We start from the raw sequence: 15,211 nt of genomic DNA on the forward strand, positions 1-15,211 counted from the left end.
GGGAGCTTGCGCCGTGGCCGACTGGCTGCTGATACCGATGTGCCCGACACCCAACGGGCGACTCCACATCGGCCACGGCGCAGGCCCTTACCTACGCGCCGACGCCATCGCACGCGCACTGCGCCGCGACGGGCACACCGCCGCCGTGATCACCGGCACCGACGCCTACGAGAACTGGGTACTCGCCGCCACCGGCCCCGACCGCACCCCCGAACAAACCTGCCGCCACTACCACGGCGGCATCGGACACGATCTCCACGCCCTCGGGGTCGAGCTGGACCACTGGATAGACCCACTCGCGCCCCAACATCGCGCCGCCTACCGCCGCCTCCACGAGGATGTGTTCGACACGCTTCGTGCTCGCGGCGCCGCACGACGGACCGTCGAATCCATCCCCGTCGGCGTCGACAGCGGACGGCCGCTCCTCGGGGTCTGGATCGCCGGACGCTGCCCCACCTGCGACGCACCCGCCGCTGGCAACACCTGCACGGCCTGTAGCGACCACTTCCACCCCGACGAACTACGCCAACCACACAGCCGCCTCACCGACGAGCCGATCCGCTGGCGACACCACCCCTCCTGGTTCGCTTATCCTGACGATCCCGACGCCATCATCGACCGACTGCGCGACACCGGCCTGCCCGAACACTTCCTCACCGTCCCACGCAACTACCTCCGACGAGCCACTGCGAGGATCCGGCTGACACAGCCGGGCACCTGGGGCATCACCAGCGATGCCCAGCCAGCGGGGACGGTCCTGTCCAACACCTACTACGCCTACAGCCTCTACTGCGGACACCTCCACCACGGCCGGGCACACGATAACGCTTTCGCCCCGAACTCAACGAGCACCGTCGTCGGCCTGTTCGGCACCGACAACTCCATCGCCGGGCTCATCGCACCCCACATCCTCGCCGCCCCAGCGGGTTTCAAACCATTCGACCACACGGTCATCAACCACATGGTCCACTTCGAGGGCCGCAAATGCTCCACCAGCAAACAACACGGCATCTGGATCAGCGACCTCATCGACAACACCAGCATCACCACCGACGAACTCCGCTACCCCCTCGCCCAACTCCCCCTCGACCACCACATCGGCGACATCGACACCACCACCCTCACCACACGAATAAACGAACTACGCACATGGCAGACACAAAAGCTCGCGCCCACCCTGAGCGCGAGCCACGAAACAACTCTCGGCGCCACCGAACTCGACCTCATCACCAGCAGCCTCGACCAACAACGCCGCCACCTCACACCACCACACATCGACCTCGCCGCGGCGACAGCGGTCGCCCGCGAATGGATGTTCAACCCACCACCGGCCACCAGCCACCCACACCAAGCCACCACATGGCTCGCGGGCACAGCGCTACTCACCGCGCCCATCCTCCCCCAACTGGCCGAAACACTCTGGACAGCACTATCACTCGGCCAGCAACCACTTCAAATCGACGCGCTCCACAACGAACCGATACGACCCGACACGTCCGCTCTTCAGTCCGCCACCCAATGCAAGGCCCTCGCCGCATCCGAGATCACTCGATACGTGCGTCGGACGTGACCGAGCCAGAGCCTCACTCGCCAGATCAGAGTCAGGCGGAACCAACTCGCCATCGACCGCGCCGGGGTGAGGACGCGTCTGGTCGGGCGGAGCGACGGGTTCGTCAGGCCAACGCGAATTGGTCGTGGCGAACTCCGTCGAGGAACGCCCGCCATTCTTCCGCCGTGTAGACGAGGGTCGTCTCGACGGCATCGATGAGGGTCGTCGTTCCTGTCGCTGGATCGTGTTCGACGCGAGGGATTCCAAGCTCTGTACGTCCAGCCCCGCTGCTGTCGTCACTCACGGTGGACAGGAAGTCAGACCAAAGAGCAACAGGAACGGCGATGATCGGCTGGAGAGAGGGATCGCCTGCGAACTTGCTATCCCGGATCAGTACCGTGTCGTTGTGGATTCGCACCTCGACGCAGGCGTTGCCGTGGTCGGAGAACGTGGACTTGGTCCAGGTCGAATCGTTGATTTTCGGAGAGTTACTCACGTGCTCTTTCCTTGATCAGGGTCAGAGAATCGGCGGGGTTCAGAGTTTGAGTCAGGGCCTGCGCGTAGGCGTATGTCAGACTGCTCACTTCGGCGGCATCCTCAACCACGTCGGCCTGTGTAGGCGTTTCGGACCAGCCGAGCGTGGGGAGCTTGGTGCTGCCGAAGTCGAGAAGATGAAAGGTCGAGCCGCCGAGCGCGGTGCCTTCGGCTGCGGTGAAGGGAATGATCCGGTACTCAATGGTTTCCGGGTTTCGCTCGGCGAGTTCGATCAAGTGCAGCAGTTGCTCGCGGAGGACATCCGGCCCACCGGTTTGTTGTATCAACGCCGCTTCTGAGAACACTGCCGTGAGGTGCAGGGGGTTCTCACCGGTCAGTCGGCTCTGGCGTTGCATCCGAACGGCAAGATGTTGTTCGACCTCGAACGGTCGGATCATGGTGTTCGCGGCGATGATGGTGCGGGCGTATCCCTCGGATTGCAGTAATCCAGGGATCAGCAAGCTGTTGTAGCAGCGGATGCTGTGAGCGCCGTGCTCCAAGCCGTACAGCTGCTGCATCTCGGGCCTGATCAGCGCCGGATGCTTCATCCACCAGCCGCGCTCCTTCGTGGCGGTCTCTCGGAGAGCGACCAGTTCCTCCTGTTCATCGGCATCGCACCCGTATGCCGCAGCCAACGCTCGCAGCTTGTCGACGGTCAGGATGCGGCTTCCACCGAACACCTGCGACCAGTACGGCCGCGAGATGCCGACGGCGTCCATCACCTCGGCGTCGTCCAGCTGCGAGTCCTTCCGCAGCTGCACAATCCGAAGCTTGAGTTCCCACCTCGCGACGGTGGGTGACGTGGTCGCCATAGCTAAATCCTCCCTCATGCATCGCGTGATGCGCACAGTGGTCCAGCGCACGAGTCCAAGAATGATGCTAGTGGAGTTGCGGCAACACATTCAGTTCTTGACGCTGCAAATGTTGCTGCATTATTTTCTATGTGTCGGCAATCACGATCGCCCGGCGTACCTGACCAGCGGCGCGACGACTCAGCGCAGCGCAGCCAGTGCGCCGCATTAGGCACAGCAAGGGGTGTCAGCCATGCGGCTTGTTCCGAAAACGACCAGGTTGTCCTGTACACGAGCGCGAATCGCGGATCCAATCGGGGACGCCCAAAGACTCTCGAATGGCGGGCGAGATGAGGGGTGAACAGGTCACGGCATCGGCGGCGGCGATCAGGGCATTCGGTGAGGGGGCCGCGCGGGGGCATGTGGACGCTGCGGTGGAGCGCGCGGAACTCGAAGCCGATCTGGCGGCAGTGGTGCTGCCGAAGCTGGATGTGTGGACGGCGGTGTCATGATGCTGGACAGATGCCGTAGCGCCGCCGAATTCACCGTCCGCGATCACCTCGCGCCACCGCGTGTGCGGCGGGTGGAGGTATGACGATGGCGGCGACCTCGCACTACACGGCACGGCTGCTGCCTTCGGGTGAGGAGTTGTGCGCGGCGATTCTCGGGCACCATGTCGGCGGGCATCCGTTGAGCCGGATCGCGGCGCGACTCGGGGTGCTGTACCGACACGAGGCCGGACACACGCTTACCGAGTGTGGTTGCGACAGGACCGAGTTGGTGCTCGCCGCCGACGAGTGGACGGCGGTGTGTTTGCCGGTGCCGCGTTCGGGTGCCCGCCTGCATACCGAGTCGTTGGGTGCGGTGATCGATCGGTTGGCTCGGCTGCAAGTGGGCGCGTATCGGTTGTTGTTGACCGTGGAGGACGTGCGCGATCCACGGGTGCATACGGCGTGGTATCGGTTGGCCGAGTTGGTCGATGGTTACACCGATCTCGCCGACGCGCTGGTCGGGCGGGTAGTGCGGTTGCCGGCGCTCGGGGACGGCCGGTGATGGCCGGTCCGCGCCCGCTGTTGCCGTCCAGGGACGAACTTCTCGCCGCCTGCCGTGGTTTCCCCGGGGTGGGCGATGATCCGGTGTCGACGGCGGCGGCGGAGTTGGCGGTACTGCACCGCCGCCGTGAACGGATCCCGTATTCGGCGCTCGCGGACAGCGATACCGATCGCGCCGCCCGGATGCGCGAGATCGACGCCTGGACACGGCTGGTGATCCCGGAACCCGCCCGCGACGCGCGGCTCTACCCACTCACGATGGGGCAGGTCATCGACCGCCTCGCCGAGTCGGCCGCGCTCACCCACACCGTCCTGGCCGAAGGTTCGGACCGCGTGTTCTGGGAGGCGAGCGAGACCGTCGACGACCTCGCCCACGCCTACAGCGGCCTCGTCGCGCGTCTGCTCGCCGGCACCCGACGACTACCGCCGACCTTCTCCTCGCCCTGACTCACCCACCGGACACCTCCGGATCCTCTCCACCACCGAAGCGCACGGCCTGGACCTGGTCGCGTGCGTCCCCTACCCGCCCCGAGTGTGAGGAGCACCCCGATTTCCCGACAGCGCAAGCCTTTCCAGCACCACAAGCCGCCCCTGCACAACAGGCCGTCTCAGCGTTGCAGCGGGTTGCCGAACATGTCTCGGCTGCAACAACTCTGGAACGTTCCCGGCCCGAGATCCGACCTCGAACGCGCCACCCATGTGTGTCTGACCTTGTGGTGTCACCACCTCGCCGATCTGGATCCGCACGTGGTGGACATGAGCGTGTTCGACCGCCGCGACGCCGTGCGCGAGCCCACGACCACGCTCACACGGGTCATCGATGACGAGGTGACCTGGCAGCTGGGCAACCACCCAGATGCCGTCACGATGATCACCGACGACGACCCCACCCCCACCGTCGGCGAGCTGGTGGCCCAGATCGCCTTCTACACCGTCCTGCTCGAGACATGGCGACCCGTACACGGTCATCCGATCTCCGAGGACTTCCTCGCACTCGGCCATCTCTACGACTCGGTGATCACCGGACTCAACACCGGGCACGCCCGTCAACACCGCCGACACGCCACCGGCACGCCCCCCATCGCCAGACCCGCGCGTATCCGCCTGATCGCCACCGACAAGGGGCCGGCGGTGATCACGTGGTGAACTCCTGCCCGAACTGCGGCCACCCCGACCAGCCTCCCGCCACCACAGCACCACCGCTCGACGGTGATACGGCGATCGACCTCGACCACGCGCTCGAGGTGGAGTTGTCGGGTCCGACCCACGCCCGCGTGCTGGACGCGTTGCTGCCCTACGACCTGAGTACTCCCGCACACAAGCTCGACCTGGTCGTGGGCAAGAACCATTTCGGCCTCGACCGGTCGATGGTCTCCCTGCTCGACATCCTCGCCCCACGTCTGCGCACAAGCGTCCGGGCCGGGCGGGAGTTCCTGCTGCGCGGTCACAGGGCTGTCCCGGTCCGGGGTGGAGCAGTTCGTGGTCATCGGCTGCGGTTACCCCCGCCCCGACGACATTCACCACCTCGCTCGCCGCACCTGCCCGGGGGCGGCGGTGGTGTATCTCGATGACGGACTGATCGTCTCGGCACACGCCCGCGCGCTGACCGAACCCCAGGCCCTCTACCACCGGACGGACCTCGCCGACCCGGCCGCGATCCTGTCCGCCATCGAAGGCACCCGTGCCCGCCTCGGCGGTATCGACACCACCCGGCCCGTGGGACTGGTGTTCGGGCAGATGAGCCTGGAACAACTCACCGACCCCGCCCCGCTCGTCGGCGGCCTCGTCGCGGCCCTGCCCGCCGGGCATCTCGTGATCACCCACCTCGGACCGACACCGACCGACCCGGACACCGCCACCGCTGCGGCCACCGTCTACGCCAAACACCGTCTACGCCTGCGTCCCCGCACCCACGACCAGCTCACCACCCTGCTCACCGGCCTCGAGGTGACCGAACCCGGCATCGTGCCCGCCACCGAGTGGCGACCCGACACCACCCACCCACCCGTCACCGCCTCGGCGGCCTGCTAGGCGGCCGTAACCCGCTGGGGCGACACCCAATGACCGCCCCCCACCGCCGTGGCCGACACCGGCCACACGAGAGCGGTCGATCCTGCCCGAGTTCACCTCGGCCACAACCAGACTCGCTCGGATTCCGCACCACCCACCACAACACACACCGATGAAAGAGAGTCCACCATGTCCACCACTTCCCCCCGAACCGACAGGCCGCTCATCAGCACCGACCCCGGCGGGCGGGTCATCCTGTCCACCGACATCGGCTACGACCCCGACGACACCTTCGCCCTCATCGCCGCCGCCCACCAGATCGAAGACCTGATCGTGATCACCACCGACGAAATCGGCGGACAACGCGCGAAACTCGCCCGACGACTGTTGGACACGTTGGGGCGCAACGACGTCGAGGTGATCGAAGGCATCGACCTCGGCGGGCAGCGCTGGTTCGTGCCCGCCCCCGACCAACCCATATCCGAGGCCCCCGAGTCGGCCGCGGGCGCGGACCTCGAACGCGCGCAGACCTGGGTCGGCCGCGTGCTCGACCTCGTCCTCGACACCAGCCACCCCGTGCGCTGGGTCGGGTGCGGGCCGATGAGCGAGCTCTCGGCACTGCTCACCGTGGCACCGGACCTGGCCGAACAGATCATCGTGACCCAAATGGGCGGCGCGCTCGACCACCCCCGCACACCCGAACACGCCGAACACAACCTCGCGACCAACCCCCTCGCCGCCGGCGTCGCCCTCCGAATCCTGCCCGCGCCGCACCTGGTCCTGGCCGACCACACCGAACACCCCACCATCCGCCTCACCCCCGACACACCACTCATCCAAACCCTGGACTCCGACACCGCGCCCGAATGGGCACGACTGACCTCGGAGCATTTCCATCGGTGGGTCGCGCGCGGATACACCGGCTCCTGGATGCACGACCCCCTCGCCCTGACCGCCGCCCTCGGACACCCTTTTGTCTCCTTCGCCGAGACGCGGATACGGATCGGTGAGGACGCCCGCCTCTACCGCGACCCCTACGGGCGAACCATGAAGCTCTCCCACAGCGTGGACTACGAGGCGTTCCTGGCCTGGCTGTACAAGGTGATCTCGTGGTGACCCACGACCGACCCACACCATCACCGGAACCGATACCGGGCGTGGACGCGCCGCTCTCACCGCGTCGCCCGCGCGTCGAGTCCACAACCGCCCACCGACCCGTGCTGCTGGTGCAGCTCAGCGATTTCGCCCGCGCCGAGTGCGCCGTCGATCCCGGTGAACTGCACCCCGACAACGCGATCGGCGTCCTGGCCCACCACCACGACTGCCCCTTCCCCTGCATACCCAACGAACGCGCCACAGCGGCACTGGCCCTCCGATACCAGGGCACCTCACCCCCCGACCCCGACGAACTCCACCGACGACTGGCCGAACTGGTCCGCGAATACCTGCGCCGAATCGCCCAACGCGCCGACCAACCAGCGAACCCGCACCCCTACCGGCCCGGGAGCGGGCAGGTGAACAGATGACGACCAGCCACTTCCCGGTCCGGCTGCCACGGCACCAACTCGCCATCCTGGCCCTCCACGCCGGCATCCGCGACCAGAAACCCGAGGAACTGTTGCAGGAGTTGGTGATCACCGGCATCGACCGCCTCCACACCCCCGAGGTCATCGACGCCGGACTCGAACACGCACGGCAACAACTCCTCACCCAAGCACGCCGAATCCGACACGAACCAGCCCACCACCAGCAAGGACAACCCCCCACCATGTCGACCCCACAAGCTTCCACCGACCCGACCGGCACCGAGCCCGGTGGGTTGGTGATCCTGTCCACCGACATCGGCTACGACCCCGACGATTTCGTCAACCTCCTCTTCGCCGCCCACCACATCCCACCCGGACACCTGGTCGTCATCACCAGCGACGAGGTCAGCGGCCTACGCGCCCGGCTCGCCCGCCGAATACTCGACATGATGGGCCGTAGCGAGGTCCGCGTGATCGAGGGCATCGACCTCGGCGGGCCACGCCGCTACCTGCCTGACCCCGACCAACACATCCCCGACTACGTCCTGCCCTCTTTCGAGGAGGAGCAGGACCGGCACGGCGCGATGATCGCCCGACTCGCCGACGTCCTCGACTCCCACCCCGGGCCGGTGCGGTGGGTCGGATGCGGGGCCATGACCGAACTCGCCACCCTGCTGAAGTGGGCACCCCACCTCGCCGACCAGCTGGACATCACCCAGATGGGCGGCTGGCTCCGTCACTACCGTGACCCCGACCTCGCTTCCCACAACTTCCGCATAGACCCCCTCTCGGCCGGGCTCGCCCTACGCGCGGCACACACACCACGGCTGGTCATGTCCGAACACACCAACCACCCCGCCATCCGCGTCACCGACACCTGGCCACTGATCCACGCCCTGGCCGCCGACACCGCCCCGCCGTGGGCGCACCTGTTGGGCGAGCACTTCCAACGCTGGTTCACCCGCAAAGACGGGTCCTGGCTCCACGACCCGCTCACCCTCTCGGCCGCGCTCGGACAACCTTTCGTGGAATTCACCGAAGAACGCATCCGCGTTGCCGAAGACGCCCGCCTGTATCCCGACCCGCACGGGCGACCCTTGCGGGTCTCGGCGGCGGTCGACTACGACGGGTTCCTCGGCTGGTTCCACGAGGCATTCGCATGGTGAACCCCGCCGACACCGCCTCGCCCACAAGGCATCCGGCGTTGCCCGACATCGAACGCCTGCTCATGGTGTGGGAACACCGCGACACCCCCGCCACCGAGTTCGAACGCCTCAGCCTGCTCTACCGCGACACCTGGACCGACTACCTCACCGGAATGCACATCCTCGACGTCGCCGACTGGCTCGACACCGACACACCCCGCCCCATCGACACCACCGTCGCGCAACTCGCACGCACTCTTGATGACCACGCCGCCCTCGCACTCGGCGCCACACCCGAGTCAGTGACCCTGATCGAGGACGAGTCCGAGGAATACACCCTTGGTGAGACCATCGGACGCGCCACCATGCTCGCGGTCCTGCTCGACCTATGGCCCGACATCAGCGAAGACGTCCTCGCCCGCCGATTCAACTGGGCCACACGCGGATACGACCTCACCCTCACCCACCTCCACACCGGACACGCCCGACTCCTACGCCGCCGATCCCACCGCCTCCCACCACCCTGTATCAGCACCGAAACCACACCCGGCGAGAGCGAGAACGAAACGATCCGACTCCACACAACCTGACCCTGCAATAGACAACAACCACCAGTAGGACAACACCCGGGGCGGGCAGCGCACATCCTCGCCCGCCTCGACCTACGTGACAAGCCTTATCAGTTCGCCCCCCGGGACAGCCGACCCCGGCACGCCTCGCACAGGCACTCACCGGGCCACGGCCGACGTCGAGTAACTCGCCCACCCCCACACCGACCCGACCGAGGAGAGCGCGGCGATTCCCGGTGACCTGCACCCACCACCATCGGGCCCGGCCATCACCCGGCAACTGATCCCCCCGGCCCCCGTCCCGACATCCCCGGTGACGGGTCCGTCCCCCTGTCATTCCTTCGAGAAGAGCAACTCCGCCATGTCGACAACCACAACCGTCCCGTCCCGTCGCCGCCCGATACCAGGCGCGGACCGCCTGTTGATGCTGTGGCAATGCGCCGACGTGCCGATATCGCCGCTGGAACACGCCGCGCTGATATGCGGGCATCTCTGGGTACTCACCGCCAACGACGAGAACAACTGGGACGCGCTATCGCACCTCGGCGCGGGCGGTACCTCCCCTGAACTCGAGGGACTCGACCGCGAGGTCGTGCGCGCGATGGACGACGAGATCACCTGGTACCTCGGCAACCGACCCGACACGGTGCACCTGCTCGACAACGACTCCCCCGAAAGGACGGTCGGACAGATGATCTCCCGGCTCGCGGTACTGGCCACCCCACTCCTGTACTGGGAAGGCGGCCCCCACCAATGCCCGTTCTACCCCCGATTCCGCGCGATCGGCGACGAATACGACGCCCTGACCGACGCACTGATCGCAGGCTATCGACGCCAGCCCCGCCAACGCGCCGACGGCACGCCCCCGATACCCCCACCGCTCCAATTCCGGACACGCCGATGAAGCACCGCATCGCGCCACGCCCCGCACTCGATCGACCCCGACCCGTCTCGCCTGATCGAAAGGAGTGGATATACGCACTCGAGTCCCAACCCCAGCCCCAATCACAGGCACGCCCCCCGACGACTTGTCCGCGCGGCTGAACCGTGGCCCGTCGGTGGGATAGGGTCACGCCGCCCGCGTGCCGGGTGCGTGATCGACGGTATCGGTGGCCGGTGTCGGGTCGGCAAGGGCTTGTTCGCGCAGCGTTGTGAAGATGCGAGTCAGCATCCGAGAAACATGCATTTGAGAGACCCCGAGCCGAGCCGCGATCTCCGACTGCGACGCTTCCTCGGAGAACCGCCACACCAGCACTTGCCGCTCTTGGGCGGGAAGCGCCTCGAGCAGTGGCCGGACCGTTATCGCGTCTTCGAGCAGGCCGTAGGCGCTGTCGACCGCGCCGACGCGGGCCAGGACCGGGTTGTGGTTGTCCCCGTCCTCGGTGAAGGCGGGAGTGTCGAGGGAGTCGCTGCGGTAGGCGTTCGCCGCGACCAGTGCCTGGGTGACCTCGCCGCGGTCGATGCCGAGTTCGGCGGCGATCTCGCTCGGGCGCGGAACGCGCCCCAACCGATGGGTCAGGGACTCGACCGCGCCCCCGACCTTGAGGTGGGTTTCCTTCACCCCGCGCGGTACGCGCACGGCCCAGGAATGGTCGCGGAAGTGGCGTCGGACCTCGCCCATGATCGTGGGGACCGCGTATCCGAGGAAACTGCTTCCGTGCTGGGGGTCGAAGCGGTCGACCGCGCCCAGCAGTCCGAGGCAGGCCACCTGGTACAGGTCCTCGTGCTCGACCCCGCGTCCGGCGAATCTGCGAGCGATGTTGTCGGCCAACGGAAGACACAACCCGATGATCTCCTCCCGCACCTGCGCCCGGTGCGGATCGTCGGGTTCGAGGCCGGCGAGTTTGTCGAACCAGGGTTCGATGTTGTCGTAGGAGTCACCACGACGCCGAGGTGATCCGGATGTCGAGTGCGCGTTGGCGGTCATGAAATCTCCCGATCCGAGGCTGCGACTTCCAGTGAAATCCCGATAACCCCGAAACCATCGACCTCAAACCCCCCTCCGGGCCGGAGGAAAATCTCCGCACCGTCCCCCACAGCCGCTCGCGCCTCCACCCTCGCCACTATCCGGAGAAAGGGTCAGGGGCGTTCGTGCACGGTCAGCAGCAGGTGATCGAAGCGAGTGCGGGTCTGGGCCGAGGCGCCGTCGAACTCGGCGAAGGCCGCGACGAGTTTCTCGGCCAGCACCCGCACCCGCACGTTGGTCTCCTGCGAGCGCCACGCCAACACCCCGAACGCCTGCTCGGCACCGATTCCGTAGACCAGCATCAACGCACCCTTGGCCTGCTCGATCGCCGCCCGCGCCGCCACCAACACCGGCAACTGCTCGTCCACGACCTCGGCCCGCTCCGCGGCGAGGGTCTCGGTGACATCGACGTAGTAGCCGGTCGTACCGATCACCACACCCTCCTCATCACACCACCGGTCACCGACCACCAACACATGGCGAGTGAGTCCGGCGGCATCGATGATGCGGTGGCGGCTGCTGAACGGCGCACCGGTCTGCACCACCCGCGCGAGAGTATCGGCGACCTCGGCACGGTCGGCGGGATGCTTGTGGGCCAACAACAACTCCGTGGTCGGATCCACGCGCCCCGGCACATAGCCGTGCAGGATCGCGACCTCATCCGACCACTGCCACCGCTGATCGGCGAACCGGAACCAGAACCGGCCCGCGCGCTGCCCCACACCGGGCTCGACCCCCGCCTCGGTCGCCTGCTTGTCGATCACACCATCGATTCTGACCGGCCGAAACCACACCGGACAACCGGAACCACTTCCACACAGTGAATCGCTCACCATGGAAAGGAATTTTGCGATCCGGGTGGGTGTCGGAGCCCTCTGATAGGACTATCACTCGTGAACCCGGTCACCAGGCTGGCCGTGCAGCCACTCGACCACCCCGTACCGAGCAGGCGTCCACACCGCGATACGACAGCACCACCGACACCCACACGAGGGCCGGCCCCCGGTGGTCCCGCCCCCACAACCCGCCACCCACTCACCTATCTCGCCCCACCGGCAATCCTGCCCGGCGGACAACCACCCCGCCCCTGGCCCGCACCGGCCGCTGTTTGACCACGACCAGAAACGGGGAAACCCGCACCCATGACAGACAAGACCACAACCCCCAGTGCCCGGAGCCTCGAGCCCGGCACCGCGTGGCTGTCGGGCCTCATCGTCGCCACCCTCACCGGCGGCGTCGCCGTCCTGTCCGCCTCCGTCCTCTCCGCCGTCCTTGTCGCCCTCGGCATCACCGCCGCCCTCGCCCTCGCACTCGGCTTCCTCCCCTGACTACCGACACAACAACCCCCGCGCACGACAGCGAGACGGTCTCCACGCTCCGCATGTGGGGCGAGGAGGCGGTCGTCAGTCCCGCTGGTCAGTGGAATTCCTTTCGGCTGTTTCGCCCGTCGCCAGAAAGATGGTCCGGCGGCCGACCTCGACCGCGTTGTCGGCGAAACGCTCGTAATAGCGACCTACCAACGTCAGATCCACAGCGGCGGTAACACCGTGTCCCCAACCCGGGTCGAGCACGGTGGTGAGCAGTTCCTCGTGGAGGCGATCCATGAGGTCGTCCTGGCCGTCGAGCATGGCCGCGCTCTCAGGATCGGGTGTGACCAGGACCGTGGCGGCGCTGGTCGCGATCGCGACCGCTGCCGCACCCATCCGCGCCACCAACGGCCGTACCGGTTCCGGAACCACCAATCCCGGGTGACGACGCCGCGCCGCCGTCGCGATATGCGTCCCTAGAATCCCCATCCGATGCAACGCGGCGGTCAATTGAATACCGGTGACCACCTGCCGCAACTCGCGCGCGACCGGGGCCTGCAACGCCAACAGTCGCAACGCTTCGCCCTCGGCCTCGGCCACCATCCGCTCGACCTCGCCACCGATATCGATCGCGTTCTGAGCCTGCTCCACATCACCAGTGATCACCGTGTTGGTGGCGTTCGCGATCACCGCGCGATCCCGCACACACATCCGGTGCAGCAGCTCCGCCAGATGCGCCAGTTCCTCGTGGTACTCGGTCCGCATACCCGATTCAAACCCACCACCAGCACGCACACCGCCTACGGTGCCGCGTGTCACATCCACACCCATGAAGCCGGGAACCGGCGACCAGTCCTCGGACACCGGCCACCCCATCATCACGGCACCCGATCGACCTCCGGCACCGGCCGTTCTCGGGCGCCTGAGCTTCGGTGTTCGTGTGCTGTCACCACTGAGTTCGGAGAAGGCGAACGGTCCGGCACCGATCATGCTGCTCGGTGGTGGCACGCGCGCGGCTCGCCCGTCGGGCATGTGACCTGGTGAGGCGGGGCGAGGGTGTCCGGCGTGACGGACGGTGGTACGGATATCGGTTGCGGGCGGTCGAGTGTTCGGCCGGGGTCGTGTGGTGTGAGACGGCGCGGAGTCGCTGTCGCAGTCACTGTTGTCGAGCGGCGGCGCGGAGTTGTTCGAGGATGCGTGAGAGCGTCCGAGAAACGTGCATCTGGGAGGCCCCTATGATTTCGGCGATCTGAGATTGGGACAGGTTGCGGAAGAACCGCAGGTACAGGACACGGCGGTCGGCTTCGGGAAGATCGCGTAGCAGGGGGGCGGCGACCATGGACTGGAGTTTGAGTTCGTATCCGGGGTCGATGTCGCCGTAGGTGTCCGCGATCGAGGGCGCGGCGGGGGGCGGTGTCGTCGTCGGTGAGGCTGCCGCTGTCCATCGAGTCGGCGCGGTAGGCGTTATGGGCCAGCAACGCCTGAGTGACTTCGAACAGATCGAGGTTCAACGCGACCGCGATATCGGACGCTGTCGGTGTGCGGCCGAGGGATTGGGACAGCGACTCGATGGTCGGGCCGATCAACTGCTGGATTTCCTTGATCCCGCGCGGGACGCGCAATGCCCAGGTGTGGTCGCGGAAGTGGCGACGGATCTCGCCCATCATGGTGGGCAGGGCATAGGCCAGGAACGAGTCACCGCGTTCGGGGTCGTAGCGGTCGATCGCTAGCACCAACCCCATCGAGGCGACCTGGTGCAGGTCGTCGCAGGTTTCCCCGCGTCCGGCGAATCGGCGCGCGATATGGTCGGCCAACGGCAGGCACCGGCATATGATCTGCTCGCGCATCACCCCCCACGCCGCACTGCCCGGTGTCAGCCGGGAGAACTCGCCGAGTACCGGCTCGATGTTCTCGTAGGAATCAGTGCCGCGACGACCTCGATCGGCCGTGCGTGAGATCACTGGCGAAGTGGTCATGGAGATCGACCTCCGTGGCCCGAGGATGCTCGCGCGGGTGGCAGACGGTCTCGACCACGCGCCCGAGGGGCCAGATCTCCAGTCTGGCTCACGCAGGCGGCGTTGTCAGTCCGAAAAGCGCCAGACCTGTCCCCGATGCGCGAGAACACCCAGTCCGCGCGAGCGATCCGACCCCGAGGCATTGACCGGCTTCGTGCTCCCCGACCGGCGCGATGCGCCCCTGTCGGTGTGGTGGTCCATCCGATGACCAAGTCCGGGCCGCTGTGGGGGTCGAGACGAGGTTTACGGGCACGCGGTGCCGCCGGTTCGAACACGAGATGGAGGCGTCGACCCCCCACCGGTGTCGCGGGATCGCGACACCGCCCCCTCCCCGCGGCGAGCACCTTCGAGAGCGAGGAGCACGTTTCACCGCTGTACGGGACTATTTACCAGCTTCCCCGCCGCAGGAGACCACCGCATACGGGCCGGTAGAGGTCTGCTGGGCGATGATCTTGTCGCCTTCACCCAATACTGACCGGCCCAGACCCCACCCGACAACCGAAACGACACCCCACCACTTCCAAACAGTGAACCGCGCCCTCGTGGCAAGAAGGAAACCCGCACCCATGACAGACAAGACCACAACCCCCAGTGCCCGGAGCCTCGAGCCCGGCACCGCGTGGCTGTCGGGCCTCATCGTCGCCACCCTCACCGGCGGCGTCGCCGTCCTGTCCGCCTCCGTCCTCTCCGCCGTCCTTGTCGCCCTCGGCATCACCGCCGCCCTCGCCCTCGCACTCGGCTTCCTCC

The 15,211-nt window shown here is 66.9% G+C and carries 19 protein-coding genes and 1 pseudogene; 13 read left to right on the forward strand and 7 right to left on the reverse strand.

The annotated features are described in order from the left end of the window. The first annotated feature begins 13 nt into the window (after nt 1-13). On the forward strand, nt 14-1,570 hold the full coding sequence (locus IT779_RS15605; protein WP_196150016.1) for a class I tRNA ligase family protein: 1,557 nt from the start codon (nt 14-16) through the stop codon (nt 1,568-1,570). Nucleotides 1,571-1,673: 103 nt separating this feature from the next. On the opposite strand, the gene IT779_RS15610 is transcribed toward IT779_RS15605, so the two are convergent. Both IT779_RS15610 and IT779_RS15615 read right to left on the reverse strand, forming a co-directional pair. Beyond that, complete coding sequence (locus IT779_RS15610) at nt 1,674-2,045, reverse strand: DUF397 domain-containing protein (protein ID WP_196150017.1); 372 nt, start codon at nt 2,043-2,045, stop codon at nt 1,674-1,676. Continuing rightward, nucleotides 2,038-2,895 carry a helix-turn-helix domain-containing protein gene (locus IT779_RS15615; RefSeq protein WP_196150018.1) on the reverse strand — a complete coding sequence of 286 codons (858 nt, stop codon included), beginning with the start codon at nt 2,893-2,895 and terminating at the stop codon, nt 2,038-2,040. The genes IT779_RS15610 and IT779_RS15615 overlap by 8 nt, the downstream gene beginning before the upstream one ends. A 329-nt stretch (nt 2,896-3,224) precedes the next feature. Between IT779_RS15615 and IT779_RS15620 the strand changes: the two genes are divergently transcribed. The 10 genes from IT779_RS15620 to IT779_RS15665 all read left to right on the forward strand — a co-directional run bounded on the left by IT779_RS15620 (nt 3,225) and on the right by IT779_RS15665 (nt 10,080). Further along, nucleotides 3,225-3,386 (forward strand): hypothetical protein, encoded by a 162-nt coding sequence (locus IT779_RS15620; protein ID WP_196150019.1) that lies wholly within the window; start codon nt 3,225-3,227, stop codon nt 3,384-3,386. An 85-nt stretch (nt 3,387-3,471) separates the two neighbouring features. Continuing rightward, nucleotides 3,472-3,927: a DUF4254 domain-containing protein gene (locus tag IT779_RS15625; protein ID WP_196150020.1), complete on the forward strand. Its 456-nt coding sequence runs from the start codon at nt 3,472-3,474 to the stop codon at nt 3,925-3,927. After that, nucleotides 3,927-4,373: a hypothetical protein gene (locus IT779_RS15630; RefSeq protein ID WP_196150021.1), complete on the forward strand. Its 447-nt coding sequence runs from the start codon at nt 3,927-3,929 to the stop codon at nt 4,371-4,373. Before IT779_RS15625 ends, IT779_RS15630 begins: the two co-directional genes overlap by 1 nt. 186 nt (nt 4,374-4,559) lie before the next feature. Further along, nucleotides 4,560-5,072 (forward strand): hypothetical protein, encoded by a 513-nt coding sequence (locus tag IT779_RS15635; protein ID WP_196150022.1) that lies wholly within the window; start codon nt 4,560-4,562, stop codon nt 5,070-5,072. Nucleotides 5,073-5,378: 306 nt separating this feature from the next. Beyond that, a complete protein-coding gene (locus IT779_RS15640) occupies nt 5,379-5,957 on the forward strand; it encodes an SAM-dependent methyltransferase (RefSeq protein ID WP_232541804.1) in 579 nt (192 codons plus the stop codon). A 168-nt stretch (nt 5,958-6,125) separates the two neighbouring features. After that, entirely contained in the window at nt 6,126-7,052 is a 927-nt protein-coding gene (locus tag IT779_RS15645; RefSeq protein ID WP_196150024.1) for a nucleoside hydrolase, read from the forward strand. Further along, nucleotides 7,049-7,462: a hypothetical protein gene (locus tag IT779_RS15650; RefSeq protein ID WP_196150025.1), complete on the forward strand. Its 414-nt coding sequence runs from the start codon at nt 7,049-7,051 to the stop codon at nt 7,460-7,462. The genes IT779_RS15645 and IT779_RS15650 overlap by 4 nt, the downstream gene beginning before the upstream one ends. Beyond that, complete coding sequence (locus IT779_RS15655; protein WP_196150026.1) at nt 7,459-8,628, forward strand: nucleoside hydrolase; 1,170 nt, start codon at nt 7,459-7,461, stop codon at nt 8,626-8,628. The genes IT779_RS15650 and IT779_RS15655 overlap by 4 nt, the downstream gene beginning before the upstream one ends. After that, nucleotides 8,622-9,197, forward strand: coding sequence for a hypothetical protein (locus IT779_RS15660; RefSeq protein WP_196150027.1), 576 nt, complete (start codon nt 8,622-8,624; stop codon nt 9,195-9,197). The genes IT779_RS15655 and IT779_RS15660 overlap by 7 nt, the downstream gene beginning before the upstream one ends. 340 nt (nt 9,198-9,537) lie before the next feature. Then, on the forward strand, nt 9,538-10,080 hold the full coding sequence (locus tag IT779_RS15665) for a hypothetical protein (RefSeq protein WP_196150028.1): 543 nt from the start codon (nt 9,538-9,540) through the stop codon (nt 10,078-10,080). A 165-nt stretch (nt 10,081-10,245) separates the two neighbouring features. Here IT779_RS15665 and IT779_RS15670 read toward each other — a convergent pair whose 3' ends face one another. Both IT779_RS15670 and IT779_RS15675 read right to left on the reverse strand, forming a co-directional pair. Continuing rightward, on the reverse strand, nt 10,246-11,103 hold the full coding sequence (locus IT779_RS15670; RefSeq protein WP_196150029.1) for an RNA polymerase sigma factor SigF: 858 nt from the start codon (nt 11,101-11,103) through the stop codon (nt 10,246-10,248). Between the two features lie 152 nt (nt 11,104-11,255). Next, on the reverse strand, nt 11,256-11,906 hold the full coding sequence (locus tag IT779_RS15675) for a PAS and ANTAR domain-containing protein (protein WP_332838813.1): 651 nt from the start codon (nt 11,904-11,906) through the stop codon (nt 11,256-11,258). A gap of 378 nt (nt 11,907-12,284) precedes the next feature. On the opposite strand from IT779_RS15675, the gene IT779_RS15680 reads away from it, so the two are divergent. Beyond that, nucleotides 12,285-12,470 carry a hypothetical protein gene (locus tag IT779_RS15680; protein WP_196150031.1) on the forward strand — a complete coding sequence of 62 codons (186 nt, stop codon included), beginning with the start codon at nt 12,285-12,287 and terminating at the stop codon, nt 12,468-12,470. Nucleotides 12,471-12,545: 75 nt separating this feature from the next. Here the strand turns inward: IT779_RS15680 and IT779_RS15685 are convergent, their stop codons facing one another. From IT779_RS15685 to IT779_RS37835, 3 genes and pseudogenes are all read right to left on the reverse strand, one after another. Further along, entirely contained in the window at nt 12,546-13,214 is a 669-nt protein-coding gene (locus IT779_RS15685; protein WP_196150032.1) for a phosphate signaling complex PhoU family protein, read from the reverse strand. Nucleotides 13,215-13,605: 391 nt separating this feature from the next. After that, nucleotides 13,606-13,788, reverse strand: a complete 183-nt coding sequence (locus tag IT779_RS37830; RefSeq protein ID WP_232541761.1) for a sigma-70 family RNA polymerase sigma factor — start codon at nt 13,786-13,788, stop codon at nt 13,606-13,608. Between the two features lie 142 nt (nt 13,789-13,930). Next, nucleotides 13,931-14,425: pseudogene (locus IT779_RS37835) on the reverse strand (sigma-70 family RNA polymerase sigma factor); the annotation flags it as partial. Nucleotides 14,426-15,030: 605 nt separating this feature from the next. On the opposite strand from IT779_RS37835, the gene IT779_RS15695 reads away from it, so the two are divergent. After that, nucleotides 15,031-15,211: hypothetical protein (locus IT779_RS15695; RefSeq protein ID WP_196150033.1), on the forward strand; the 181-nt coding region annotated here is incomplete at its 3' end.

Source organism: Nocardia bovistercoris, from assembly GCF_015674855.1.
Taxonomy (GTDB): Bacteria; Actinomycetota; Actinomycetes; order Mycobacteriales; family Mycobacteriaceae; genus Nocardia; species Nocardia bovistercoris.

What these genes read in the sequence shown, in the direction of transcription:
- IT779_RS15615 (WP_196150018.1), bottom strand. Translation starts at nt 2,895, where the DNA reads ATGGCGACCACGTCACCCACCGTCGCGAGGTGGGAACTCAAGCTTCGG.
- IT779_RS15620 (WP_196150019.1), top strand. Translation starts at nt 3,225, where the DNA reads ATGAGGGGTGAACAGGTCACGGCATCGGCGGCGGCGATCAGGGCATTC.
- IT779_RS15625 (WP_196150020.1), top strand. Translation starts at nt 3,472, where the DNA reads ATGGCGGCGACCTCGCACTACACGGCACGGCTGCTGCCTTCGGGTGAG.
- IT779_RS15630 (WP_196150021.1), top strand. Translation starts at nt 3,927, where the DNA reads ATGGCCGGTCCGCGCCCGCTGTTGCCGTCCAGGGACGAACTTCTCGCC.
- IT779_RS15635 (WP_196150022.1), top strand. Translation starts at nt 4,560, where the DNA reads ATGTCTCGGCTGCAACAACTCTGGAACGTTCCCGGCCCGAGATCCGAC.
- IT779_RS15645 (WP_196150024.1), top strand. Translation starts at nt 6,126, where the DNA reads ATGTCCACCACTTCCCCCCGAACCGACAGGCCGCTCATCAGCACCGAC.
- IT779_RS15655 (WP_196150026.1), top strand. Translation starts at nt 7,459, where the DNA reads ATGACGACCAGCCACTTCCCGGTCCGGCTGCCACGGCACCAACTCGCC.
- IT779_RS15660 (WP_196150027.1), top strand. Translation starts at nt 8,622, where the DNA reads ATGGTGAACCCCGCCGACACCGCCTCGCCCACAAGGCATCCGGCGTTG.
- IT779_RS15665 (WP_196150028.1), top strand. Translation starts at nt 9,538, where the DNA reads ATGTCGACAACCACAACCGTCCCGTCCCGTCGCCGCCCGATACCAGGC.
- IT779_RS15670 (WP_196150029.1), bottom strand. Translation starts at nt 11,103, where the DNA reads ATGACCGCCAACGCGCACTCGACATCCGGATCACCTCGGCGTCGTGGT.
- IT779_RS15680 (WP_196150031.1), top strand. Translation starts at nt 12,285, where the DNA reads ATGACAGACAAGACCACAACCCCCAGTGCCCGGAGCCTCGAGCCCGGC.
- IT779_RS15685 (WP_196150032.1), bottom strand. Translation starts at nt 13,214, where the DNA reads ATGCGGACCGAGTACCACGAGGAACTGGCGCATCTGGCGGAGCTGCTG.
- IT779_RS37830 (WP_232541761.1), bottom strand. Translation starts at nt 13,788, where the DNA reads ATGGTCGCCGCCCCCCTGCTACGCGATCTTCCCGAAGCCGACCGCCGT.